At 70.2% G+C, this 22236-nt stretch carries 20 protein-coding genes; 9 read left to right on the top strand and 11 right to left on the bottom strand.

Annotation, left to right across the window (positions count from 1 at the left end; translation table 11 throughout):
• The first annotated feature begins 135 nt into the window (after nucleotides 1-135).
• Nucleotides 136-3456 carry a S41 family peptidase gene (locus ACFVQ0_RS19115; RefSeq protein WP_390089447.1) on the top strand — a complete coding sequence of 1107 codons (3321 nt, stop codon included), beginning with the start codon at nucleotides 136-138 and terminating at the stop codon, nucleotides 3454-3456.
• A gap of 114 nt (nucleotides 3457-3570) precedes the next feature.
• A complete protein-coding gene (locus ACFVQ0_RS19110) occupies nucleotides 3571-4002 on the top strand; it encodes a hypothetical protein (protein ID WP_390089445.1) in 432 nt (143 codons plus the stop codon).
• A gap of 15 nt (nucleotides 4003-4017) precedes the next feature.
• On the opposite strand, the gene ACFVQ0_RS19105 is transcribed toward ACFVQ0_RS19110, so the two are convergent.
• Both ACFVQ0_RS19105 and ACFVQ0_RS19100 read right to left on the bottom strand, forming a co-directional pair.
• A complete protein-coding gene (locus ACFVQ0_RS19105) occupies nucleotides 4018-4443 on the bottom strand; it encodes an ATP-binding protein (protein WP_390089443.1) in 426 nt (141 codons plus the stop codon).
• Complete coding sequence (locus tag ACFVQ0_RS19100; protein ID WP_079193632.1) at nucleotides 4440-4664, bottom strand: hypothetical protein; 225 nt, start codon at nucleotides 4662-4664, stop codon at nucleotides 4440-4442. The genes ACFVQ0_RS19105 and ACFVQ0_RS19100 overlap by 4 nt, the downstream gene beginning before the upstream one ends.
• Nucleotides 4665-4781: 117 nt before the next feature.
• Here ACFVQ0_RS19100 and ACFVQ0_RS19095 point away from each other — a divergent pair, with 117 nt between their 5' ends.
• From ACFVQ0_RS19095 to ACFVQ0_RS19065, 7 genes are all read left to right on the top strand, one after another.
• Nucleotides 4782-5663, top strand: a complete 882-nt coding sequence (locus tag ACFVQ0_RS19095; protein ID WP_390089441.1) for a helix-turn-helix domain-containing protein — start codon at nucleotides 4782-4784, stop codon at nucleotides 5661-5663.
• Nucleotides 5614-5817, top strand: coding sequence for a DUF397 domain-containing protein (locus tag ACFVQ0_RS19090; RefSeq protein WP_390089439.1), 204 nt, complete (start codon nucleotides 5614-5616; stop codon nucleotides 5815-5817). The genes ACFVQ0_RS19095 and ACFVQ0_RS19090 overlap by 50 nt, the downstream gene beginning before the upstream one ends.
• A 269-nt stretch (nucleotides 5818-6086) precedes the next feature.
• Nucleotides 6087-6644, top strand: coding sequence for a DUF6232 family protein (locus ACFVQ0_RS19085; RefSeq protein WP_390089437.1), 558 nt, complete (start codon nucleotides 6087-6089; stop codon nucleotides 6642-6644).
• Nucleotides 6641-6982 carry a hypothetical protein gene (locus tag ACFVQ0_RS19080; protein WP_390089436.1) on the top strand — a complete coding sequence of 114 codons (342 nt, stop codon included), beginning with the start codon at nucleotides 6641-6643 and terminating at the stop codon, nucleotides 6980-6982. Before ACFVQ0_RS19085 ends, ACFVQ0_RS19080 begins: the two co-directional genes overlap by 4 nt.
• 91 nt (nucleotides 6983-7073) lie before the next feature.
• Nucleotides 7074-7712: a LysE family translocator gene (locus ACFVQ0_RS19075; RefSeq protein WP_390089434.1), complete on the top strand. Its 639-nt coding sequence runs from the start codon at nucleotides 7074-7076 to the stop codon at nucleotides 7710-7712.
• Between the two features lie 236 nt (nucleotides 7713-7948).
• Nucleotides 7949-9301: a prealbumin-like fold domain-containing protein gene (locus tag ACFVQ0_RS19070; RefSeq protein ID WP_390089432.1), complete on the top strand. Its 1353-nt coding sequence runs from the start codon at nucleotides 7949-7951 to the stop codon at nucleotides 9299-9301.
• Between the two features lie 407 nt (nucleotides 9302-9708).
• Nucleotides 9709-10713, top strand: coding sequence for a MarR family transcriptional regulator (locus tag ACFVQ0_RS19065; protein WP_390089430.1), 1005 nt, complete (start codon nucleotides 9709-9711; stop codon nucleotides 10711-10713).
• A gap of 44 nt (nucleotides 10714-10757) precedes the next feature.
• Here the strand turns inward: ACFVQ0_RS19065 and ACFVQ0_RS19060 are convergent, their stop codons facing one another.
• The 9 genes from ACFVQ0_RS19060 to ACFVQ0_RS19020 form a co-directional block, all read right to left on the bottom strand.
• A complete protein-coding gene (locus ACFVQ0_RS19060) occupies nucleotides 10758-11510 on the bottom strand; it encodes a hypothetical protein (RefSeq protein ID WP_390089428.1) in 753 nt (250 codons plus the stop codon).
• A gap of 12 nt (nucleotides 11511-11522) precedes the next feature.
• Nucleotides 11523-16322 (bottom strand): putative T7SS-secreted protein, encoded by a 4800-nt coding sequence (locus ACFVQ0_RS19055; protein WP_390089426.1) that lies wholly within the window; start codon nucleotides 16320-16322, stop codon nucleotides 11523-11525.
• A 2-nt stretch (nucleotides 16323-16324) separates the two neighbouring features.
• Nucleotides 16325-16969: a hypothetical protein gene (locus tag ACFVQ0_RS19050; RefSeq protein WP_390089425.1), complete on the bottom strand. Its 645-nt coding sequence runs from the start codon at nucleotides 16967-16969 to the stop codon at nucleotides 16325-16327.
• Nucleotides 16966-17382 (bottom strand): hypothetical protein, encoded by a 417-nt coding sequence (locus tag ACFVQ0_RS19045; RefSeq protein ID WP_390089423.1) that lies wholly within the window; start codon nucleotides 17380-17382, stop codon nucleotides 16966-16968. The genes ACFVQ0_RS19050 and ACFVQ0_RS19045 overlap by 4 nt, the downstream gene beginning before the upstream one ends.
• 126 nt (nucleotides 17383-17508) lie before the next feature.
• On the bottom strand, nucleotides 17509-18285 hold the full coding sequence (gene map / locus ACFVQ0_RS19040; protein WP_390089421.1) for a type I methionyl aminopeptidase: 777 nt from the start codon (nucleotides 18283-18285) through the stop codon (nucleotides 17509-17511).
• Nucleotides 18286-18459: 174 nt separating this feature from the next.
• On the bottom strand, nucleotides 18460-18654 hold the full coding sequence (locus ACFVQ0_RS19035; protein WP_390089419.1) for a hypothetical protein: 195 nt from the start codon (nucleotides 18652-18654) through the stop codon (nucleotides 18460-18462).
• Between the two features lie 86 nt (nucleotides 18655-18740).
• A complete protein-coding gene (locus tag ACFVQ0_RS19030) occupies nucleotides 18741-19634 on the bottom strand; it encodes an SDR family oxidoreductase (RefSeq protein ID WP_390089417.1) in 894 nt (297 codons plus the stop codon).
• On the bottom strand, nucleotides 19631-20572 hold the full coding sequence (locus ACFVQ0_RS19025; RefSeq protein ID WP_390089416.1) for an alpha/beta fold hydrolase: 942 nt from the start codon (nucleotides 20570-20572) through the stop codon (nucleotides 19631-19633). The genes ACFVQ0_RS19030 and ACFVQ0_RS19025 overlap by 4 nt, the downstream gene beginning before the upstream one ends.
• Nucleotides 20569-22089 (bottom strand): flavin-containing monooxygenase, encoded by a 1521-nt coding sequence (locus ACFVQ0_RS19020; RefSeq protein WP_390089414.1) that lies wholly within the window; start codon nucleotides 22087-22089, stop codon nucleotides 20569-20571. Before ACFVQ0_RS19020 ends, ACFVQ0_RS19025 begins: the two co-directional genes overlap by 4 nt.
• Nucleotides 22090-22236: the final 147 nt, after the last annotated feature.

Raw genomic sequence — 22236 nt, 5'->3', positions numbered from 1 at the left:
TCGAACTCATGTCAATCGAACGAAACTGTTTCGTACACCTCGACGGTACCCCGGCCACCCAGCGAAACGGAATCGTTTCGCTTGTGTTCCGCACCACAAGTTGCCGCCCCCCGCTCGCGCGGAAAGCATTGGGGGGTGAGTGACGACGTCTCGTATCTCCGGTTCCCGCACCTCCACGAGGATCTCCTCTGCTTCGCGGCGGAGGACGATCTCTGGGTCGCCCCTCTCGCAGCGGAGGGCGAGCGGCCCGGACGTGCCTGGCGGGTGACGGTCGACCGCACCAGAGTCAGCCATCCTCGCTTCTCGCCCGACGGGACCCGGATCGCGTACACGACCTGGCGCAGTCTCGACCCGGAGATCCACCTCGCCCCGGTCGACGGCGGCCCGGCCCGCCGGCTCACCTACTGGGGGTCGACGGACGCCCGGGTCTGCGGCTGGACCCCGGACGCCGGGGACGCCGCGCAGATCCTCGCCGTCTCCTCGCACCGGCAGCCGTTCTCGTACTTCTCCTGGGCCTACAGCGTGCCCACGGACGGCAGCCCCGGCGGCAGGCTGCCCTGGGGCCCGGTCTCCGACATCGCCGTGGCGGACATCGACGGCGAGCGCCGCACCCTGCTGCTGTCCGGCACCCCGCCGCACGAGCCCGCCGCCTGGAAGCGCTACCGGGGCGGGGCGACGGGACGGCTGTGGCTGCACGGCGAGCGGCTGCTCCCGGACATCGGCGGGCACCTCGGCTCACCGATGTTCGTCGGCGGCCGGATCGCCTTCCTCTCCGACCACGAGGGCGTCGGCAACCTCTACTCCTGCCTGCCCGACGGCACCGGTCTGCGCCGCCACAGCGACCACGACGCGTTCTACGCCCGGCACGCCTCCAGCGACGGGCGGCGCGTCGTCTACCAGTGCGCGGGCGAACTCTGGCTGGCCGAAGACCTGGAGTCGCCCGACACCGTCCCGCGCAGGCTGGACGTGCGGCTCGGCGGCCCGCGCGCCGGGCGGCGCCCGTACCAGGTGGCGGCCGCCAGCCACGTCGACGCGCTCTCCGTGGACGAGACCGGCCGGGCCAGCGCCGTATCGGTACGCGGCAGCCTCTACTGGCTCACCCACCGCGACGGCCCCGCCCGCACCATCGCCGACACCCCCGGCGTCCGGGTCCGGCTGCCCGAGATGCTCGGCAGCGGCGGCCAGGTGGCGTACGTGACGGACGCGGAGGGCGAGGACGCGATCGAGATCGCCTACCTGCCGCGCGCCAGCGGCGACCGCGCCCCGCGCCGCCTCGCCTCCGGGCGGATCGGCCGGGTCCAGGAGCTGGTCGCGGACCCGGACGGCGAGATCCTCGCGATGGCCTCGCACGACGGCCGCCTCCTGCTCCTGGACGTCGAGGAGGACACGACCGGCGAACCCGTCGAGCTGATCCGCTCGGCCAACGGCCCGGTCCGCGATCTGGCGTTCTCCCCGGACGGGGCCTGGCTGACCTGGTCGCACCCCGGCATCGGCCGCACGCTGCGCCAGATCAAACTGGCCCGGATCACCGGCGCCGGATCACCCGTGATCGTCGATGTCACCAACGGCCGCTTCGAGGACGAGAACCCCGTCTTCACGGGCGACGGCCGCTACCTCGCGTTCCTCTCCTGGCGGGGCTTCGACCCGGTGTACGACGTGCACACCGGGGACCTCTCCTTCCCGCTCGGCTGCCGCCCCTACCTGGTCCCGCTCTCCTCCGCGACCCCCTCCCCCTTCGCGCTCTCCCCCGACGGCCGCCCGGCCGCGGGCGGCCTGGACCCGGTGGACACGGCGGAGGCGGGCGTCGCCGAGGGCTCCACGGTCACCGTCGAGTTCGAGGGCCTGGAGAGCCGGGTCACGCCGTTCCCGGTCGCCGCCTCCAAGTACTCCGCGCTCTACCCGGTCAGCGGCGGCGGGCTGGTCTGGCTGCGCTGGCCGATCTCGGGTGCGCTCGGGGAGACGTTCGCCAACCCGGCGGACATGTCGGGCCGCCCGACGCTGGAGCACTTCAACATCGCCAAGGCGCGGAAGACCGAACTCGTCGGCCACCTCGACTGGTTCGCCGTCAGCGGCGACGCCTCCCGGCTGGTCGTGATGGACGACGGCGAGCTGCGCGCCGTCCCCGCGACCGAGCCCGGCGACAACGACTCCACGGTCTATCTGGACCTGCGCCGCATCCTGCACGACGTCGACCCGGCGGCGGAATGGCGCGGCGCCTACGACGAGGCGGGCCGCATCATCCGCTCCTACTTCTGGGAGCCGGACATGTGCGGCATCGACTGGGACGCGGTCCTCGACCAGTACCGCCCGCTGCTCGAACGGGTCTCCACCCCCGACGAGTTCGCGGATCTGCTCCGCGAGGTCCTCGGCGAACTGGGCACCTCGCACGCCTACGTCGCCCCCGCCCGCCGCAACGAGGGCCCGCCGCACTACCAGCGCGCGATCGGCCTGCTCGGCGTCAACTTCCTCTGCCGGGACGGCGACTGGACCATCGGGCGCATCCTGCCCGGCGACTCCTCCGACTCCAAGGCCCGCTCCCCGCTCGCCGGTACGGGCATCAGGGAGGGCGCGGTCCTCACCCACGTGGACGGCCGCCCGGTCGACCCGGTCGCCGGCCCCTACCCGCTGCTCGCCGCCGCCGGGGGCACCACGGTCGAGCTGACCTTCAGGCCCGCGGAGGGCGAGGGCCGCTCCCGCCGGGTCGCGATCGTCCCGCTGGTCGACGAACGCCCGCTGCGCTACCAGGACTGGGTGGCCAAACGCCGCGAGGTCGTACGGGAGTTGAGCGACGGCCGCTGCGGCTACCTGCACATCCCCGACCTGGGCGGCTCGGGCTGGGCCCAGTTCAACCGGGACCTGCGCCTGGAGGTCTCCCGCCAGGCCCTGATCGTCGACGTACGCGGCAACGCGGGCGGCAACATCAGCGAACTCGTCATCGAGAAACTCACCCGCACCATCCTCGGCTGGGACCTGACCCGTGACGCCCAGCCGGTGAGCTACGCCTCCAACGCCCCGCGCGGCCCCGTGGTCGCACTGGCCGACGAGGCGACGTCCTCCGACGGCGACATGATCACCGCCGCGTTCCGGCTGCTGAAGCTGGGCCCGGTGGTCGGCCAGCGCACCTGGGGCGGCGTGGTCGGCATGACCGGCCGCCACCAGCTGGGCGACGGCACGGTGATCACGGTCCCGATGAACGCCGCGTGGTTCGACGCCTACGGCTGGACGGTGGAGAACCACGGCGTCTCCCCCGACGTGGAGGCCCTGCGCACCCCCCTGGACTGGGCGGAGGGCCGCCACGCGGTCCTGGACGACGCGGTCTGGATGGCCCTGGACCTGCTGGCCGCGACCCCGCCGAAGACCCCGCCGACGTACGACGCGGTCCCGGACCTGAGGCGGCCGCCGTTGCCGCCGCGCGGGTCCGGCACGGACGGGGGCCCGCCGTCACGGACACCTTGAACAGCCACCTATATCGCTTGCAATTCGCGGAAGCAATCCAATAGATTCTCTCAAGCAAAGCCTCGGGAGCTAGGCAACCTCACGAGGTGAAGAGCGACTTGGGGGGTCTGTCCGGTGTCCGATTCACATGAGTATGTTCGCACTCCGGAACATCTTCCGTTCGGGCACTACGATGCCAACGCGTCAGGCGCCCGCCCCTACGACCGGCCGTGGCCCGACGGCACGGTCCGGGCGAGCCGCCACCACACGCTCGTCTGCCTGGAGGGCGACTACGCGGAGAGCCGTGGGGACGACGCGCTGACGGCCCTGCGCGAGGCGTACCCCTGGCGGCACGTGACCCGGTGCGGGAACACGATCGTGGTGTGGCCGGTCGGCACGGTGTGGGTCTCCCACCAGCCGGGCGCGGTCATCCTGCGCGGCGACATAGACGGCCTGGACCGGGCCGCCGTCCAGGCCATGTATCCCGGCCGGACGGTCAGTTGCGACGGGGCACAGCTGACCGTCTGGCCACCCACGGACCACCGGACCGCCACCCGGTCCGACTGACCCTCGCCGCCCCTGTCACCGTCTCTGGAGGCACCGGCGCCCGACGTCGAGCCCCCGCCCGACGGCGGACGCCCGCAGCTCGCACCACACCGTCTTCACGTACGGCCCCTGCTCCACGCCCCACCGCAGCGCGAACGCGTCCAACAGCAGCAGCCCGCGCCCGGTCTCCGCATCGCCCGCCGCGAACCGTATCGCCGGCCACACCCCCGGCGCCGGATCACTCAGCTCGACCCGCACCCGCCCGGCCCCCGTACCGCTGATCCGCAACGTGACCGGCGCCCCCGCACCCACGTGCACGATCACGTTGGTCAGCAACTCACTGACACAGAGCAGCAGATCGGGCACGTCCACCTCCCCGAACCGCCACCGCAGCATGCGCCGCATCTCCGGTACGGCCTCCGGCACGGCGAGCAGCTCCACCGTGAACGGCAGTGCGTTCATCCCCCGGCCCCCACCCGCAGCGCCTCGGCCAGCCGCCGCGCGGTCACCACGTTGCAGTTGCCGAGCGCGACCAGCGGCGGATGCTTCGACCACCCGGCCAGCGTCAGCGGATCGACCCCGAGCGACGGCAGCGTGATCCCGTGCGCGGCGAGCGCGGCGCGCAGTGCGTCGATGTCCTTGACGATGTCGTACGTGGGTGAGTCGTCCCTGATCTCGTCCATGAGGAGGCGTGCACCTTTCGTTGCTGACTGTGACGAACGCCTCACACGCTGCCGCACCGGGCCCTACGGTGGAAGCCATTACCGCTCCACAGAGCGCAGCGCGAAAGGCGGTCACCGGTGGCCACACGCAAGGAAATCGACGGCTCGGCGGGGGTCCCGCAGTTCTACGGGAAGGAACTGCGCTTCAAACGGGAGGAAGCGGGCCTCACGCTGGAGAAGCTGGTGGACGGCAGCTTCTTCGGCATCACGTACCTGAGCGAGATCGAGCACGGGCATCGGCGTATGCCGGTAGAGCTGGCGCAGCATGTGGACCGGGTGCTGAGGACTGACGGGTTCTTCAAGCGGCGTTGTGAAGACGTACGAGAAGCGCGTCGCAAGGGCCATGCCAAGTACTTCGAGCGCGTACTGGAGACGGAGAACCAGGCAGTGACGATCGGACAGTGGTCGCCCACTGTCATCCCCGGCCTGGTGCAAACGGAGGCATACATTCGCGAGCTGTTCCGGGCCGAACGCGCGCCGGGCCTTACCGAAGAGACGGACGTAATGGTCCAATCAAGGCTGCAACGAGCCCAACATCTCCTGGAACAGGGTAATCCGGAGTACTGGATCGTCATCCCCGAGACCCTGCTCTGGCAACCGGTCCTGCCACCGGCGCAGATGGCTGAACAGCTTGAACATGTGGCCGCTCTCACCAGAAGCGGACGGGTCATTCTACAGATCGTTCCGTGGAACACCGGGGCTCACGCCCTCATGTACAACAACGCCATGCTGCTGGACTTCGCGGACGCGCCTCCGCTCTGCTACACCGAAGGGCAGTACCACGGGAACACGATCGACGATCCGGGGATCGTGAAGCAGTATCGGAGGTCCTACGATCTGCTCAGGGCCGCCGCCGAGTCGCCGGACTCATCCCTGGCAGTGCTCGAAGCAGCGACAGAGGACTATCGAAATGGTGCGCTCCCCAAGCATCTTGCACGGCGCAAACTGGCGGAGGAGTAGTTACAGCAACGCGAACGGCGGCGACTGCCTCGAAGTCGCCGACGGCCACCCCGGGCTCGTCCCCGTACGCGACTCCAAGCGGCCCGACGGCCCCGCGCTGATCATGCACGCGGCTGCCTGGGCGCCCTTCATCGAGTCCGTCAAGGCTTCCTGAGCCCCGGCGGACCGCAGGGGCGCACGCCACTCGTCAACTACCGGCCAGCACGCGGCAATTTGGCCGCTTACCCTCTGCCCCACACCGCTCCCTGAGCGCTTAATGGTTCTCCTGCGGCATGCGGGTGCGACTGACGAGCACACGGGGGAGCCATGGACGACACCGGAACGGTCGGCGCACCGCCGCCAGAGCCGCCACCCAATTCGCCTCCACGGCCGAAGGCTCCCCCGCTGCCGCCGCAGGGACGGCCCGTCCAGTCGGGCTCTGCGATGCCCGGACGCCTCCAGAACCCCGGAGGCGGTGATCAGCCTCGCCGCAAGGGGGACCCGCTGGTCCTCCGGGTCAGCCGCCGGACGCTGTGGGTGGGCTCTGCGGCCGTCCCGCTGCACAACGTCACCTGGGTCGACGCGTTCAGGCTCAGCCACGACTGGGGCAGGGCCTTCAGCCGCCTCGTACTGTGGCTGGTCCTCGCCGTCATCGTCTACGCCGCGATCAACTACGCGAGCGCGGGCGACGTCGAGCAGAATGGGAACGGCGGCCTCGTGCTCATCGTCGTAGCGATCTGCGTGTTCGTCGTCATCAGGGAACTGATCGCGTCGGCGAAGCCGGTGCTGGTCGTGGAGATGAACAGCGGCTCCAGGGTGGTCGTGACCCTGCCGAGCATGGACGAGCTGCGTGAGATCGCCGGACAGATCGTGTACGCGATCGACCACCCGGAAGCCGAGTTCACCGCGATCGTCCGGCAGTTCCACAACAACAGCACGAACAACTACGGCCCGGTCGTCAACATGAACAACGGCCGGGGGAACACGGGGTTCAAACTGTGAGCGAGGCGTCGAACTACTACGGGCCCGTGGTCAACATGAACGGCGGCCGGGAGAACATCGGCATCAACTACGGCACCGTCGGCGGCGCCGCAGAGGACGTCGAGCTCCGGGCCGCTGTCGAGGACCTCACCCGCGTACTGCGGGAGCTGCGCCCGCACCTCGCCCCGGACCAGGCCAGGACCGTCGAGGGTGCGCTGCCCGAGCTCACCCCCGACCGCGGCGCCCTGCGTGAGCGCGGCATGGTCCTGGCATCCGTCGCGCAGATCGCAGCCACGGTCGGCGAGGTGGGCCGGCCCGCGGCGGAGGCGGTGGGGCGACTGCTCGGGCTGCTGGGCTAGGGGCTGCCTCCTGGGAGTGGAGGCTGAACAGCTCAAGATCCACCAAACCCGCTAATAGGGTGGGTGATCTGGCGGGGTAAGCTGGCATTCCATGGCAATAAGCTCCGCTCTGTGGTCCTTCGCCCTAGTTGTAGGGCTTCTCACTCTGACTCCCGGACTCGACACGGCGCTGATCCTGCGCACGTCGGCCCTCGGCCGGCGCAGGAGAGCCTGGGGCGTCGTCCTCGGAATCCAGACCGGCACCCTGGTGTGGGGTGCGTTCACCTCTCTGGGAGTGACCGCGCTTCTCACGGCATCCCATCTCGCTTACACCGCGTTGCGCTGGATCGGCGCCGCCTACCTGGTGTGGATGGGGTTCCGCATGCTCCGGGACACTTTCCGGGGGCTGCCTTCGGCAGGCCGGGAGGACTCCGTTCCGGCTGCCGGTGCGGACTCGGTCGGCGGAGGCTGGCGGCAGGGGACGCTCACCAACCTCCTGAACCCGAAGATGGGCGCCTTCTACGTCGCCGTCCTGCCTCAGTTCATCCCCCCAGGTACGGGTCATTTCACCGCCGGCCTCCTGCTCACCACGGTGCACATCTTGATCGGACTGCTCTGGTCCGCCGTCCTCATCGGCTTCGCTCGCGTCCTCCAGGGGTGGCTCCGCAAGCCCCAGGCCCGCCGCGTGCTCGACCGCGTCACCGGCACCGTCATTGGCGTCTTCGGTATCAGGCTGGCCTTCGGTAACTGACGATCGGACGCCTGGCTGAGGCTCCCCGGGCCCGTCCCCGTACGCGAATCCAAGCGGCCCGAGGGGCCCGCGCTCGTCTTGCAGGCGGCCGGCGCGGTGATCCTCCTGCCGCAGGGCCTCGACGCGCTGCGTGCAGTCGGGACATGAACGGAACTGCAACTCCATTGGAGCGACCTCGCAGCGCGTATCACCTACGCACCGGACACCGACCGTGTGAAAATGTCTATGTTTCGCCCATGAAACGACGAATCCATCTCATCAGCGGTGTCTCTCTCGTCGCTGCGATGACCTCGCTGGCCATGCTTCCTTCCCCCGCTCTGGCGAACTCGTCCGCGAGCACGCGGCAGGCGGGTCAGATGACCTTCGAGTTCAGCGGCCAACCCACCAACTTCACCGTTCCTGACGATGTCTGCAGCCTGACCGTCGAGGCGACCGGAGGGCCGGGAGGCACCGGACAGTACGGGGTGCCGGGCGGCGGCGGCGCGGACGTCCTGACACCGCTCGCCGTGACGCCCGGCGAAGTGCTCACCGTGAACGTCGGCGGTCCGGGTCACTCCGGTGAGGACTACGACGACCCGCAGCGCAGCCTGGGTGGCTACAACGGAGGCGGCCGGGGCGGTGCCTACATCGCGGGCGGTCAGATCGCCGGCATCACCGCAGGCGGCGGTGGCGGGCGGACCACGGTCAGCGCCGGAACGACCGACCTGATCGTGGCGGCAGGGGGCGGGGGCGGCGGTGGTTCCTTCTTCTCCAGCGACATCGGCGGCGGCGGTGGCGGGCTGACCGGGGAGCCCGGTCACGGGCTGCCCGGCGACGACGAGGGCAAGCCCGGCCGGTCCGGCGGTGAGGGCGGCCAGGGCGGCATCAACGTCCCGCGCCCGGACCCCAACGGTGAGAACGGCTCCTCGGCCGTAGGCCCGATCGGCGGCGCCGGCGGAAACAACACCGGCGACCCGCACGGCGGCGTGGGCGGCGGTGGCGGCTCCGGAGTCACCGGCGGTGGCGGTGGCGCGGCCTCTCCCACCGCACAAAACAGCGGCGCGGGCGGCGGCGGAGGCTCCAGCCTCGCGCCCGAAGGAGCCAACATCGCGACCGGGGCCTACAGCGGTACTCCCTTCGTCCACTTCGAGTGGACCCCCTGTGCCAACCCCGTCGGAGACGTGACGGTCGTCAAGCAGGACGCCGACACCGGCAAGCCCCTCGCGGACGCCACCTTCCAGCTCTGGAAGGAGACCAACGGCATCCCCGGCCTCCAGACCACCGGCACCAACGCCGACACCCGCATCGGCGAGCCCTGCGTCACCGCCGCCGACGGCACCTGCACCAGGACGGTCCCGACCGGCACCTACTACTGGGAGGAGACCCAGGCCCCGCCCGGCCACAACCTCCCCGCCGACCACGTCTTCGGGCCCATCGAACTGACCCCCGAGAACGCCGGCACAGGGGTCAGCACCATCGTCACCGACACAGCCAAGAAGCCGCCGAAGCACTGCCACCACGGCCACCACAACAACCACAGCCACCACGGCAACCACGGCAACCACGGCACCGACAAGGTCGGAAACCTCCGGCACCGGGCGAACGCCTAGCGCCGCTCCCGGCAAGCTCCATCCCGCTCCTGGAGTCGCGAGAAGTCGGTACGGGGTCAGCGGGCGCCAGGAAGCTGCCGAGAACGAAGCCCCGAGCCCTGAGGGCCTGTTCACTCGTTCGTGGGTACGTGAGAGAGGGGCGCCCCGAGTCTCGACCCTCGGGATCCGAGGGTCGGGAGCCGGGCTTCGAGATTCGAGCGATGCCTGACAACCGGTAGGTAAAAGAAAGGGATTGGGAAATCCTCCCCACCTCCCTGACCCGTAACGGCGAGCAAGTGTGACTATTTGTGACCGACTTGCGGCGGAGCGTCGCGACTGCTTACCGTGCCCCCAACGAAACGACCCCGACGCGGTGTTGAACGCACCGGCCGGGGTCTCACCCCAAGATCGAAAGAGACACCGATCTCGTGGCTACCCAGAACTTTAGCTCCGCCCTGCCGACGCCCCCAGTCCCGGCCCCGGCCCCCGCCCTCTGTCCGAAGGCCAGCCCCGGCTACGGGAAGCGTTCCGTCCCGGACCAGCGCCCTCCCCGCGCCGACGACTTCGCGTTCCTGCCGGAGCGGGAGCGGTACATCGCCGGATACGTCGACCAGCTCCCCGAGGGCGCGGCGATGAACATCAAGTCCTTGGCCAAGTGCCAGCCCCTGTACGGGCAGATGGCCGTGGGCAGCGCGCTGCGGGCCCTGGGCGTGGCCGGACACCTGCGCCAGGCGCGGTGCGCGGTCGGTGACGGCGACACCGTCCGCTGGGTCACCCGCACCTTCTGGTCGCGCACGGCCCGCGACAACGAGTGGTGGAACACCTTCCTCACCGCCGAAGCGGGTCAGCGCCTGCACCAACCGGAGCCCGCACCAGCCGCACCCCCTCCCCCATGGGTCCCGGCCGAACCCGCAGCCCCCGCGACACCCGAGGCACCCGCGCCCGCACCCGTCGTACCGCAACAGCGCACCACCCCGGCAGACGCGTCGCCTGCCTACCTGGCCCTGACCCGGCTGGGTCCTGCCGACAAGCGCCTGGGGCTCTCCGAGGGCGACTGCCGGGAGCTGGAGGAGTCGGCAGCCGAATGGTTCGCACGCGGTGTGGACGCCGACTACCTCGTCCACGCCGTCACGGCAGGGCTGCCCGCGACGGTCGACTCACCGCTCGGCTTCGTCAGGAAGCGCCTCATCACCAAGCTCCCGCCCCACCGGCCCGCCGCCGCAGCCCCCGCACCGCAGGGCGGTACGTCAGCCCCCCGCCTGATGGTCGAGTGCACCGACTGCGGCGCACCGGGCAGGGCCGAAGCGTTCCGGGACGGCTTGTGCGGCCCCTGCCGCGAACCCGCCCACCCGGCGCCCGCCGAGGAGCCCGGCATCGAACGCGACATCCAGGCCCACGTGAAGCGCCTACGCGAACAGCTCAAACTGCGCTGACGGCCCCCACGCTTCCCGTGCACCTCATCCCGACCGGCTCGTGCTCACGTCGCGTAATCCTCGACGAGTTGCGCGATGAGCGCGTGGAGGGCGTCGGCCCGGTGGCGATCGTCGGGCTGGTTGCGCAGAGCGTCGTCGAGTGACCTGAGTCGGGTCAGGGCGGCCGGGTCCCGCCCCCTCAGCTCGTCGAACGAGGTGGTGACCAAGTCCAGGCACTGGGTGAACAAGGCCCGAGTGGCAGTGGCCGGAGGAGACGGGTCCGAGGCAGTGAGCCCACTGGTCAGGTAACACACGGGATCCGTGAGGCTCCAGCCGACGACCGTGCCGTGCTGGAGGAGGAGCGCCACGCCGGGGGCGATACCGATGCGGGCCTCCAGTGGCTCGTCGAGCACGTCGAGGTCGCGCAGACACGTCAGGACGGTGTCTCCGGGAGCGCGGCACAGTTCCGTGGTCGTCGCCATGCGGAAGTCCCGGACCTCATCCGCACGAAGCCCGCCCGGGCGGACGGCAGGCGTGACGGGTACGCACAGGCTGTCCTCGGCGTCCGCAACATCATTGGGGAGGCGGAACTCCGCGCCAACCAGTTGCCGGCTCTCCCGGTCGAAGCGAAGCTCGTCGGGGGTGTCCCACAGCCATTCCGTACTACCGAAGGTGTCGAGCTGGAACTGCGAGCGCTCCTCCACGTCCGTGTAATTTCCGATGTACACACGGAAGTCCCGGAAGTCGAAGCGCGGCGCAACGGCCAGGGGCTCCCCCACAACGGTCGCGGTCCAGTCACCATCGATGGTGATCTTCACGGTGGTTGCTCCTCATCGGATCTGCTCGCCGGGCGCCATATTGCCTTGTTTGCCGGGAATCCTGCCCTCAACGACGTCGGTGTGGGTAATCGGCGAACCGACATCGGTAGGCAGGCCGCCCGTCGCCCTGGCCCCGGAATCGCCCAGAACGCCCGACGGACCGTACGCCGTGATCGCGTTACCCGCCCCAGGACCACCACCGGTCGTCACCACGATGTCATCGCCCTGTCTGAAGATCAGGTTGCCGCTGTTCGCAGTCGAGCGGTACACCGCGTCCGGATTCTTGAGGATGTCCAGAACCCGTTCGTCGCTGAAGCTATGCCCGGTGTCCGCGTGGTAGTTGCCGGCTTTCTTGAACTTGCCGTTCTGCGCCCGTTCAACAACCTCATCCGTGGTCTTCTTGGCATCTTCCTTGGCCTTGGCCGCCTTCTTCTCCGCCCTCAACTCCGCCTTGGACTTCTCGGGGTACTTGGGCATCAGGCCCAGCGGGTCGTAACCGCCGTGCGGGTTGTCCACGTACGCGACGGGGTTGGGGGCGGGGGCGAGGCCGAGGGGGTCGGGAGAGACGTAGCGGCCGGTTTCGGGGTCGTAGTGGCGGAAGAGGTTGTAGTGGAGGCCGGTTTCGGGGTCGTAGTACTGGCCGGGGAAGCGGAGGGGGGTGTACGTGCCGCTGTTACGGGACCAGGCGGTGGTGCCCCAGAGGGTGGAGCGGGAGCGCCAGGCGATGTCGCCGGACTCGTCGATGAGTTCGGTGGGGGTGCCGATGAGATCGGTGGCGATGGCGAAGAAACGGCGGTCGATCTCGCTCTGGCGGTCGTCGGGGGTGAGGATGCGTTCGGTCTGGGCCAGGGGGGTGTGGCCGCGGTGGTCCCAGGTGAGGGCGACCGTGTTCGGGGCGTCCGGGTGGTGGGTGGTCTGTTCGCACAGGGTCAGGCCGTCCCAGGTGAACCGGGTCTCCTCGGCCACGCTCGCGCCGTCGGCCGTGAGGCGTTGTTTCGCGGTGCGGCGGCCGAGCGGGTCGTAGCGGTAGCGCCAGCGGGTCCCGTCGGGGGTGGTGACGGCGGTGAGGCGGTTCTCCGCGTCCCAGGCGTAGCGCCAGATGTCGGGTTTGCGGGAGAGACGGGTCTTGCGCCGCTGAGTGATCCTGCCGAGGGCGTCGTGTTCGAAGCGGACGTCCCCGGCCCGGGTGATGCTGGTGCCGCTGTAGGCGCGGGAGCCGGTGGCCTCGCTGCCGGGGTGGCGGTCCGGCCAGGACGCCGAGGTCTGGTTGCCGGCGTCGTCGTAGGCGTAGCGCTCCGTCCAGTTCCTGGCGTGGACGGCGGTGACGCGGCCCGCCCCGTCGAGGTCGAAGGTGCGGGTGCCCGAGAGCCGGTCGGCGATGGAGGTGAGGTGGCCGTCGGCGCGGTAGGAGTAGGCGCGGCTGTTGACGGCGCGTGCTCCGGCGGTGATGTGCTGCGCGGAGAGCCGGCCGGCCTCGTCCCAGGCCGACGTCATGGTGACCGTGTCGCCGAAAACGCGGGACAGCTCCCGGCCCACGGCGTCGTGAGTGAAGTCGATCCGGTGAGCACCGCTGGTCAAGCGCTGGGTCGTGCTGTCGGCGGCGTAGGTGTAGGTGGTGACGTGGCCGGTGGGTGTGGTGCGTCGGGTGCGGCGGCCCAGTGCGTCGTAGGAGTAGTTCATGGCGCGACCGTCGACCAGTTCGGTCTTGGTGAGTCCGCGCCGGTCGTACTGGTAACGGAGTTCGGTGTCCGGACCGGTCGCCTCCAGCAGGAGTCCGGCCCTGTCGTAGGTGTAGGTCGTCACCTGGCCGTCGACGTCCTTGCGGACCACCTGGCCGAGCTGGTCGCGCTCGAAGGAGATGGTCCCGCCGAGCGCGTCGGTGCGGGCGGTCAGTCCGTCCGCGGCGTCCATCTGGTAAGTGAGGGTACGGCCGTCGAAGTCGGTCTCGGAGACGATACGGTCGGCCGCGTCGTACTCGTAGGTCCAGTTCAGGCCTTGCGGGTTGGTGACGCGGGTGAGGCGCAGTGAGTTGTCGTGCTCGAACTCGTAGCGGGTGCCGTCGGGCAGGGTGCGGGCGAGTGGCAGGTCGAAGTGGGTGTATTCGGAGCGGGAGACGCCCCCTGACGTGTCCGTGTGGGTCAGCGGGTTGCCCTCGCCGTCATACGTCCACGACTCGGTGGCGCCGTCCGGGGCGGTGTGACGGGCCAGTTGTCCGTCCGCGTGCCATTCCAGGAGGGTGACGCCGCCCGCCGGGTCGGTGACGCGGACCGGTCTGCCGAGGACGTCCCTCTCCGTGCGGGTGACGGCGCCGGTCGGGCCGGTTACCTCGACGGTCCTGCCCGCCGCGTCGCACACCACATGGGTGGTGGCGCCGAGTGCGTCGGTGACCGAGGTGAGCCGTCCCGCGCGGTCGTAGGTGCAACGGGTCGTGGCGCCGGCCGGGTCGGTGGCCGCCGTGTGGTTGCCGCGTTCGTCGAACTCATGGATCGTCCGGGTGTCGTCGGCCGCCACTTCCTCCACCGACAGTCCGAACGGGTCCCGCACGGTGCGTAGTTCGCTGCCGTTGGGGTGGGTGGTGGCGACCAGCCGGTCGTTCTCGTCGTAGGCGAAGGTGGTGGTGGCGCCCAAGGGGTCGGTGGTGGTGGTGAGGTTGCCGCGTGGGTCGTAGCGGAACCGGGTGGTGTGGCCGAGCGGGTCGGTGACGGCCAGCGGGTGGCAGCCGGAGCCGAACACATGGCGGGTGGTGTGGCCGTCGGCGGTGGTGAGGGTGGTGGTGCAGTGGCCCGTCGTGGGGTCGGGTTCGGTGTACGTCAGGGTGATCTGGACGTGGCCGGCCTCGCCGCCCTCGGCTATGACGCGGTCGTGGTCGTCGTAGACGTAGTCGTAACGGCTGTTGTTGGAGTCGATCCAGGCGGTGACGCGGTGGCGGTCGTCGTGGACGAAGGTGGTGGTGGCGCCGGACGGCTTGGTGACGGTGGTCAGGACGCCGTCCTGGTAGCCGTAGCCCATCAGCGGCAGGTCGGCGCCGTCCTCGCCCGCGCCGGCCAGGGACAGGGCGGTGACCAGGCCGTCCGTGAGGGACAGGTTCAGCTGATGGCCTGCCGAGTGGGCCAGGGCCAGCGGGACACCGTCCTCGTCGCGGTCGATGGTGACCCGGTGGCCGTTGCGCTCGCTGATCTCCGCCAGCCACGCCACTCCGTCGCCCCCGGGTTCGCTGCCCGGCGGGGCGTTGAAATCGAGGACCAGGCCGCTGTCGGGGTCGGTGACCGTGTAGTCGCCGTTGGCGTCCCGGGCCAGCAGGGTGCGGGATCCGCCCGGCTCCGACTCGGTGGGCGCACCGGGCACCGGGTGCGGGTAGCGGATCAGGAGGCCGTCGGCGGTGACGTGGACGACGCCGATGGCATCGATCTGAAGGCGCTCGTCCACGGTGGATGTCCAGGACGGGCCGAGGAAGCGGCCGATCGCCAGACCGGACTCGGTGCGGCGGGTGAAGACCAGCGGCAGGATCCCGGGGATCGTGACATCGGTCTGCGGGAGATACATCCGGCCCGTGGCGAGGTCGACCGGGTCGGTGCGCTTGCTGAGGCGCTTCCCGTCCGGGCGGCGGTGGGTACCCTCGGGGACCTTGTCGACGAGCCTGCGAAGCCGGGCGGCCTTTGCGGCCTCCTCGGCGACGCGGGCGCCCTTGACCGCAGCGCCGCCACCACCGGTGGCCACGGTCAGCGCGATATCCGGGATCAGCCGACCCAGACCCTCGGCCGGGTCCTTCATGAAGTCCTTGGCCATCTGGATGCCGGTGCCGGTCGGGTCGTTCGCGGCGACCACCAGCCCCGCCGCCAGACTGTTCAGGGACGTCACGTACTCGGCCGGATGCGTCAGGTTGTACGGGTCCATCGGGTTGAGACCGCGAACGAAGTTGAGGGTGCCCGCGGTGGCCTTGATGATGCCGCCGTCCAGATGCATCCCCATGACCTGGAGTTCCTCCGCCCCGTCACGCAACTGCTGGGAGTAGGACGGCTTCTTCGGCGCCATGTCGCGGGCCGCGCAGATCGCCGTACGGGCGGTCTGCGCGGCCGTGTTCCGCTGGGTGCGGGCCTCGGCCAGGATGTCCTGCGCATCCTTCATCAGCTTCTTGCCCGGGTCCTCGAACGTCGCGGCGGGCCGGGGCGGCAGCTCGGAGGGGTCGCGCTTGTCCGACGCCTTTGCGTTGTAACGGTCGACCGCCTTGTTGTAGTCATCGACCTTCTTGCGGTGCGCGTCGGCAGCGGTCTCGGAGGCCTTGGTGCCCTCCTTCCACTTGTCGATCGCCGTCTGCGCCTGACCCTGCGCCCAGGTGACCGTCGACGCGAACGAATCCAGCGCCCCGAGCGCCTTGGAGGTGGCATCGGCCGCCGCGTACCACTTGGCGGGCTGGGTACCCACCGCGCTGCGCAGCGCGTTCGCGGTCTCGCCCTTGAGCTCCCCGGAATCCAGCCCCTTCAAGCCGTCGCCGGTGCTGTCGAAGGCCGCCTGGAACGCCCGGAGCTTGGAGACCGTGGCATCGAGCTTGCCCGAGCTGCCGTAGATCAGCTTGGTCTTGTCCTCGGTCTGCCCGAGGTCCATCTCGTCGACCTCGGCGCCCATCCGGTTGGCGACCGAACGGGACTGCTCGCGCACCCAGTCCGCCCCGGAGTCCCAGCCGACATCGTCCAGCCGGTCCGCCGTCCAGTTCCCGACGTCCTCGACCCGGTCACCGGCCCACTCGACACCGTCCTCGATCGCGTCCTCGACCGAGTCGGGCGTGATGTCCTTGATGAAGTCGCCTATACCCACAGTCAGTTGCCCCCCGACTCACCCTGCTGGGCGCGCTCCTCCGGAGACGGACCCAGCGTGTCGTCCAGCATCTGGTCGAACTGGTCGTCGGAGACACCGAGCGCGCTGTTGAACATGTCGGACTGCCGCCCGCCATACCCCTCGGTCAGGACGGTGCGGCCGGTGTCCTTCCAGGTCTGGCCCATGTCCTGACCGGCCTTCTCGAACGACTCCGGGCTGAAGTCCGGGTCCAGATAGTCCGGCGTGAAGATGTCGCCCCAGTCCTGCTTGGCGATCTCCTCCTCACTCGCGTGCGGATTACCGCCGAACACGGCGTTCGCACCCACCTTGAGCGTGCCCGCGAGGTACTGATCGTTCTCCCACTGCGTACCCGCCGCCAGCCCGAGCCGGTCCGCGAGCCCGCTCGCGTCCCGCACCAGCGCCCGCACCCCCCACTCCCAGCGCTCACAGAAGTCCTCGAAGTCGACCGAGACACCGTGATGCCCCGCCTCCATCCCCGTGATCGCCAACGACGAGAAACCCTTGCCCATCACCGAACCCGTCGCACCACCCAGATCACCGAGCTCGTCGATCGTCGAGTTCAGGCCCTTGGTGAACTTGGCGACCGACTCCTTGTCCAGATGCAGATCCGCCCCGTCGCCGCTCATCGGCCCGCCCCCGCGTCCGCTTCACCGGTATCGAGAGCGACCGCGTCCGGAACGATCCCGGAGACCGGCGGGAAGAACATCGACCCGTCCTCCGTCGCGATATCCACCGCGAGGCCCGCCGGCTCACCCAGCGCGGGCACGATCTCATCCACGATCCGCGCACCCAACAACGCCGCGTAATCCACCGGTTGATCGCCAGGACCGTGATGAAGAGCGAACCGGGCCAGCGCCGCCTCATCGGTGAACCCGCAGATCCACCGCACCCCGCCCATCCGCACCGACCACAGCCGCTCATCAGCCACCGGCACCAGAAGGAGCGAACGCCGCATCTCCCCCACCAGCGCCCGAGGGTCCCCGCCCCCGCTCCTGCGCTCGGCAATCCGCTCGGCCAGCACCGTTCCTGCCCCGCCCATGCCCCTCCCCCGTCCTTGGTGACTGAAGGCACCGTAGAACAGGACGCGCGACAGGACACGACCGGTTCTCCCGAGAGATCCGGACGAGCACCCGGTCACCCAGAGGCCCGAGAGGGCCTGGCGACGTCAGGAGGCCGTCGGCAGGGTGAGGATTTCGGCTCCGCTGTCGGTGATGGCGATGGTGTGCTCGCTGTGCGCGGTCCGGCAGCCCGTCGCGCTGCGCAGGGTCCAGCCGTCGGCGTCGGTGACGAGTGTGGCGGTGTCGGCCATGACCCACGGCTCCAGGGCGAGCAACAGTCCGGGGCGCAGCTTGTATCCGCGGCCGGGGCGTCCGGTGTTCGCGACGTGTGGGTCCTGGTGCATGGTCGAGCCGATGCCGTGGCCTCCGAACTCGGTGTTGACCGGGTAGCCCGCCTCGCCGAGGACCGTGCCGATGGCGTGGGAGAGGTCACCGATGCGCGCCCCGGGCTTGGCGGCGGCGATGCCCGCGGCGAGTGCGCGTTCGGTCGCCTCGATCATGGCCACGCTCTCCGCAGGCCTGGCCCTGCCCACCAGGAAGCTGATCGCGGCGTCCGCGGCCACCCCGCCCTTCACCACGGCGAGGTCGAGGGTCAGCAGGTCCCCGTCGGCCAGCGCGTAGTCGTGAGGGAGCCCGTGGAGCACTCCGTCGTTGACGGCCGTGCAGATGTAGTGCCCGAACGGGCCGCGTCCGAAGGAGGGCGCGTAGTCGACGTAGCAGGACTGCGCGCCGGCCTCGTCGATCATCTCCTTGGCCCAGCGGTCGATGTCCAGCAGGTTCGTCCCGACCACGGTGCGCCGCTTCAGCGTGTGAAGGATGTCTCCGACCAGGGCGCCGGTGCCCCTCGCCCGCTCAATGCGCGCGGCATTCAGGATCTCGATCACGGGGAACCTCTCAAGTGCGTCCAATAACTATACCGGTCTAACTATACCGGTATAAGAATGGTGTCATGGCCGGGTTGCCGCTCACCGGCCTCTGACGCACGGAGGGGCGTGCCCGGGTGACCCGGGCACGCCCCTCAACACACATCACTCATCGCTCAAAGGCGATCGCCGCCGTCAGCGGTCGAAGCGCCCGCGCACGTCGTCCGCCGCACCCCGGGCCTTGTCGCGCGCCTGCTCGGACGCGTCGGAAGCCCGCTCGGAGGCGTCCTGGGAACGGTTCCGGCCGTCGCCCTCGTCGTCCTTCATCGCCTTCTGCGCCTGGTCGGCAAGATCCTTCGCCTTGTCCTTGAACTGGTCCGCGATGCCCATGCTGTTCACTCCTCGTGGGGTGCGTGGGGGACGGCCCGTAAGGGCCTCGACCAGACTTGCACGAGCGGGCGGGCATCGCATTTCGATCATTTACGCTGCGTGTGCGACGCGCGTTCTGCCTGGTCAGCGGCGCCTCCCGCACCGACGAGGCCCTTGCTGACGCCGTCCAGCCGGGAGCCGTACCGCTCCATCTCGCGGCGGCCGCCGACGCCGAGCACCGACGGCAGGTAGCCGCGTACGGACTGCATGCCGCGCAGCCACCACTGGGCGTAGACGTGGGGGGAGCGGCGCTCGATGCCGGCCACTATCCGGTCGACGGCGGGGCCGAGCGGGTACGTCCGGTTGGCGGGCCAGGGCAGCCGCTGGCGCAGCTCGCGCATGACGTCGTCCTCGTCGGCGCCGCGCACCATGTCGGTGTCGGTCCAGGAGAGGTAGCCGACGCCGACCTTCACCCCCCGGTAGCCGACCTCGGCGCGCAGGCTGTGCGCGAACGCCTCGACGCCCGATTTGGAGGCACAGTAGGCGGTCATCATCGGCGCGGGGGTCATCGCGGCGAGCGAGGCGATCTGGAGGAAGTAGCCCCGGCTCTCCATGAGGACGGGCAGGAACGCCCGGCAGGTGACCGCGCCGCCGATCAGGTTGACCTCGATGACCCGGCGCCAGGCCGCGGGGTCGGAGTCGACGAACGGGCCTCCGGAGGCGACGCCCGCGTTGGCGACGACGACGTCGATCTTGCCGAAGCGCTCCTTGACCTCCTGGGCCACCCGGACCATCGTCTCGTGGTCGGTGACGTCCGCGTGCCAGTGGTCGCTGTCGCCGTGCAGCCGCTCCGAGACCTTCTTCAGCTCGTCCGGCTCCAGGCCGACCAGCGCGAGCGTCGCACCGCGCGCGGAGAGCTTGCGGGCCAGCAGCTCGCCCACCCCGCGCGCCGCGCCCGTGACGACGACGACCTGACCTTCGAGACTGTGCCTGCCGCTCATGCGACCTCCTCCTTGCCCTCTACACCAGCCGTATCGCGCAACGGGAGATACCCGGTCGCGAGTTCCCGGATCTTCGCCGTGACCGCTTCCGGTGCCTCCACCGGAGTCATGTGCCCCAGGCCCGCCAGCTCGGTGAGCCCGAGGGATTCGGGGAGCGCCGCCGCGATGGCGCGGGCGTGGACGGGCGGCGTCAGCCGGTCCTCCGTACCCGCGATCACCGCGGTGGGCACCCGCAGCTCCCGTACGCCCTCTTCGAGATCGAGCTCCGCGAGGACGTGACCCCAGGCGAACCTGGGGGCACGGGGGCAGGCGTGCACGATGCGGGCACAGGTGTCGACCCGGTCCGGCGCCGAACCCGCTCCCATCGTCGCGTACTTGAGGATGCGGCGGGACAGCGGAGTGACGGGACCGAGGGGCGCGCGGGCGCCGAGGATCGCGCGGGTCAGCCGGGTCCGCAGCGCACCGGCCCGGATCGGCACGACCCGCGCTTCGGCGATCAGCCGTGAACTTCCGGTGCTGCACAGCAGTATGGCGGCGGCGTGCTCGCGGAGTCCGGCGCGGCGGGCGGCGGCCATCATCGTCATGCCGCCCATGGAGTGACCGGCCAGTATGGCCTTCTCGCCCGGCTCCAGGGTGGCGGCGAGTACCGCTTCGAGGTCGTCGGCCAGCGCTTCGGTCGTGTATCCGGCGGGGGCGGCCGCGGGCGAGGTGCCGTGGCCGCGCTGGTCGTAGGCGATGACGCGGTGGTCGACGGCCAGGTCCCGGATCTGGGCGTCCCAGAAACCGGTGTTGCAGGTCCAGCCGTGGGAGAGGACCACGGCCGGGGCGCCGTCCTGTCCGTGCACCTCTATGTGGACGCGGGAGCCGTCGGCGGAGACGGCCATGAGTTCGCGGGCGGGCACGGGGCGGGTGCTCCGGCCGGACGTCGGGCGGCTCATCCGGCGACCTCCTCGGAGACGGCCTTCTCCGTACTCCGCTGCGCGGGTACGCGGACGACCTGGTACTCCGCGATGTCGACCGCCCGGGTCGCCCTGCGGAACTCGGCGGTGGTGCCGGGCCAGACGGTGGTGTTGCGGCCGTTGGCGTCCAGGTACCAGCTGGTGCAGCCGCCGGTGTTCCAGACGGTGCGCTTCATCCGCTCCTGGACGCGGCGGTTCCAGGTGCCGACGGCGGAGGGGCGCGCGTCGAGGGCGACCTTGCCGCCGAGGACGTCCAGCTGGCGGAGGTAGTCGGCCATGTAGTTCAGCTGGGCCTCGATCATCAGGATCATCGAGGAGTTCCCGAGACCGGTGTTGGGGCCGATGATCGTCATCCAGTTGGGGAAGCCGGCCGCGCTCGCGCCGCGCAGCGCCTGCATGCCGCCCTTCCACGACTCCGCGAGGGTGTGTCCCTCCGCGCCCACCACGCGGTCGGCGATCGGCATGTCCGTCACGTGGAAGCCGGTGCCGAGGACGATCGCGTCGACCTCGGCCTCCGTACCGTCAGAGGCGACGACCGTGGAGCCGCGCACCTCGCTCAGGCCGGAGGCGACCACGTCCACGTTGGGCTGGGCGAGCGCCGGGTAGTACGCGCTGGAGAGCAGGATGCGCTTGCAGCCGATGCGGTACGACGGGGTCAGCTTGGCGCGCAGGGCCGGGTCCTTGATGGAGCGGGCCATGTTGGACTTGGCTATCCGCTCGATCATGCCCAGCTGGTCCGGGTGCTTGGTGAAGGCGGTGACCTGCAACTCCCGTATGCCCCAGAGCAGTCCGCGGCGCGCGGTGCCGGTGAAGGGGAGCGTGCGGTGCAGCCAGCGCTCCGCGCCGCTGATCTGCCGGTCCATGCGCGGCATGACCCAGGGCGGGGTGCGCTGGAAGAGGGTGAGCTTCGCGGCCTTCGGCTGGATCGACGGCACGATCTGGATGGCGGAGGCGCCGGTGCCGATCATCGCGACGCGCTTGCCGGTCAGGTCCGCGTCGTGGTCCCAGCGGGCGGAGTGGAAGACCTTGCCGGGGAACTCCGCGAGCCCGGGGATGTCGGGCAGCTTCGGGTCGGAGAGCGGGCCGGTCGCGGAGACGACGACATCGGCCACGACGGTCGTGCCGTTCGCGCTCTCGATGACCCAGTGCAGTTCCTCGCCGTCCCAGCGCATCATCGTCACCTCATGGTTCAGCCTGAGGTGCGGGCGCAGCCCGAAGGTGTCCGCGACGTGCTCCAGGTAGGCGCGGATGTGCTCCTGCCCGGAGAAGGTGCGCGGCCACTCGGGGTTGGGCGCGAACGAGAACGAGTAGAGGTGGGACGGCACGTCGCAGGCGCAGCCCGGATAGCTGTTGTCGCGCCAGGTGCCGCCGACCGAACCGGCGCGTTCCAGGATCACGAAATCGGTGATGCCTTCGCGGCGGAGCCGGACAGCGGCTCCGAGGCCCCCGAATCCGGATCCGATCACCGCCACTCGTACATGTTCGTGCTGGGCCATGCTGCCGCCTCCCCGAGTACGTCCACGACTCTGCCAGCAATCACTGGCACTGTTGGGAGACTAGAGCAGCCCCGTACCGATGGGTAGGGGTGCGGCGGAGGAAGTTACCGGCGGTACAACAAGCGCCCTCCGTCCTTGGGCGGCCGG

This window comes from Streptomyces sp. NPDC057900 (assembly GCF_042887885.1).
Taxonomy (GTDB): Bacteria; Actinomycetota; Actinomycetes; order Streptomycetales; family Streptomycetaceae; genus Streptomyces.
This window is presented reverse-complemented; position numbering and strand designations above follow the sequence as displayed.

Bases quoted from the DNA above. Each gene is read 5' to 3' on its own strand.
- ACFVQ0_RS19105 (WP_390089443.1), bottom strand. From the start codon at position 4,443: ATGAACGCACTGCCGTTCACGGTGGAGCTGCTCGCCGTGCCGGAGGCC.
- ACFVQ0_RS19100 (WP_079193632.1), bottom strand. From the start codon at position 4,664: ATGGACGAGATCAGGGACGACTCACCCACGTACGACATCGTCAAGGAC.
- ACFVQ0_RS19090 (WP_390089439.1), top strand. From the start codon at position 5,614: ATGGTGCGCTCCCCAAGCATCTTGCACGGCGCAAACTGGCGGAGGAGT.
- ACFVQ0_RS19085 (WP_390089437.1), top strand. From the start codon at position 6,087: ATGCCCGGACGCCTCCAGAACCCCGGAGGCGGTGATCAGCCTCGCCGC.
- ACFVQ0_RS19075 (WP_390089434.1), top strand. From the start codon at position 7,074: ATGGCAATAAGCTCCGCTCTGTGGTCCTTCGCCCTAGTTGTAGGGCTT.
- ACFVQ0_RS19070 (WP_390089432.1), top strand. From the start codon at position 7,949: ATGAAACGACGAATCCATCTCATCAGCGGTGTCTCTCTCGTCGCTGCG.
- ACFVQ0_RS19050 (WP_390089425.1), bottom strand. From the start codon at position 16,969: ATGAGCGGCGACGGGGCGGATCTGCATCTGGACAAGGAGTCGGTCGCC.
- ACFVQ0_RS19045 (WP_390089423.1), bottom strand. From the start codon at position 17,382: ATGGGCGGGGCAGGAACGGTGCTGGCCGAGCGGATTGCCGAGCGCAGG.
- ACFVQ0_RS19035 (WP_390089419.1), bottom strand. From the start codon at position 18,654: ATGGGCATCGCGGACCAGTTCAAGGACAAGGCGAAGGATCTTGCCGAC.
- ACFVQ0_RS19030 (WP_390089417.1), bottom strand. From the start codon at position 19,634: ATGAGCGGCAGGCACAGTCTCGAAGGTCAGGTCGTCGTCGTCACGGGC.
- ACFVQ0_RS19025 (WP_390089416.1), bottom strand. From the start codon at position 20,572: ATGAGCCGCCCGACGTCCGGCCGGAGCACCCGCCCCGTGCCCGCCCGC.
- ACFVQ0_RS19020 (WP_390089414.1), bottom strand. From the start codon at position 22,089: ATGGCCCAGCACGAACATGTACGAGTGGCGGTGATCGGATCCGGATTC.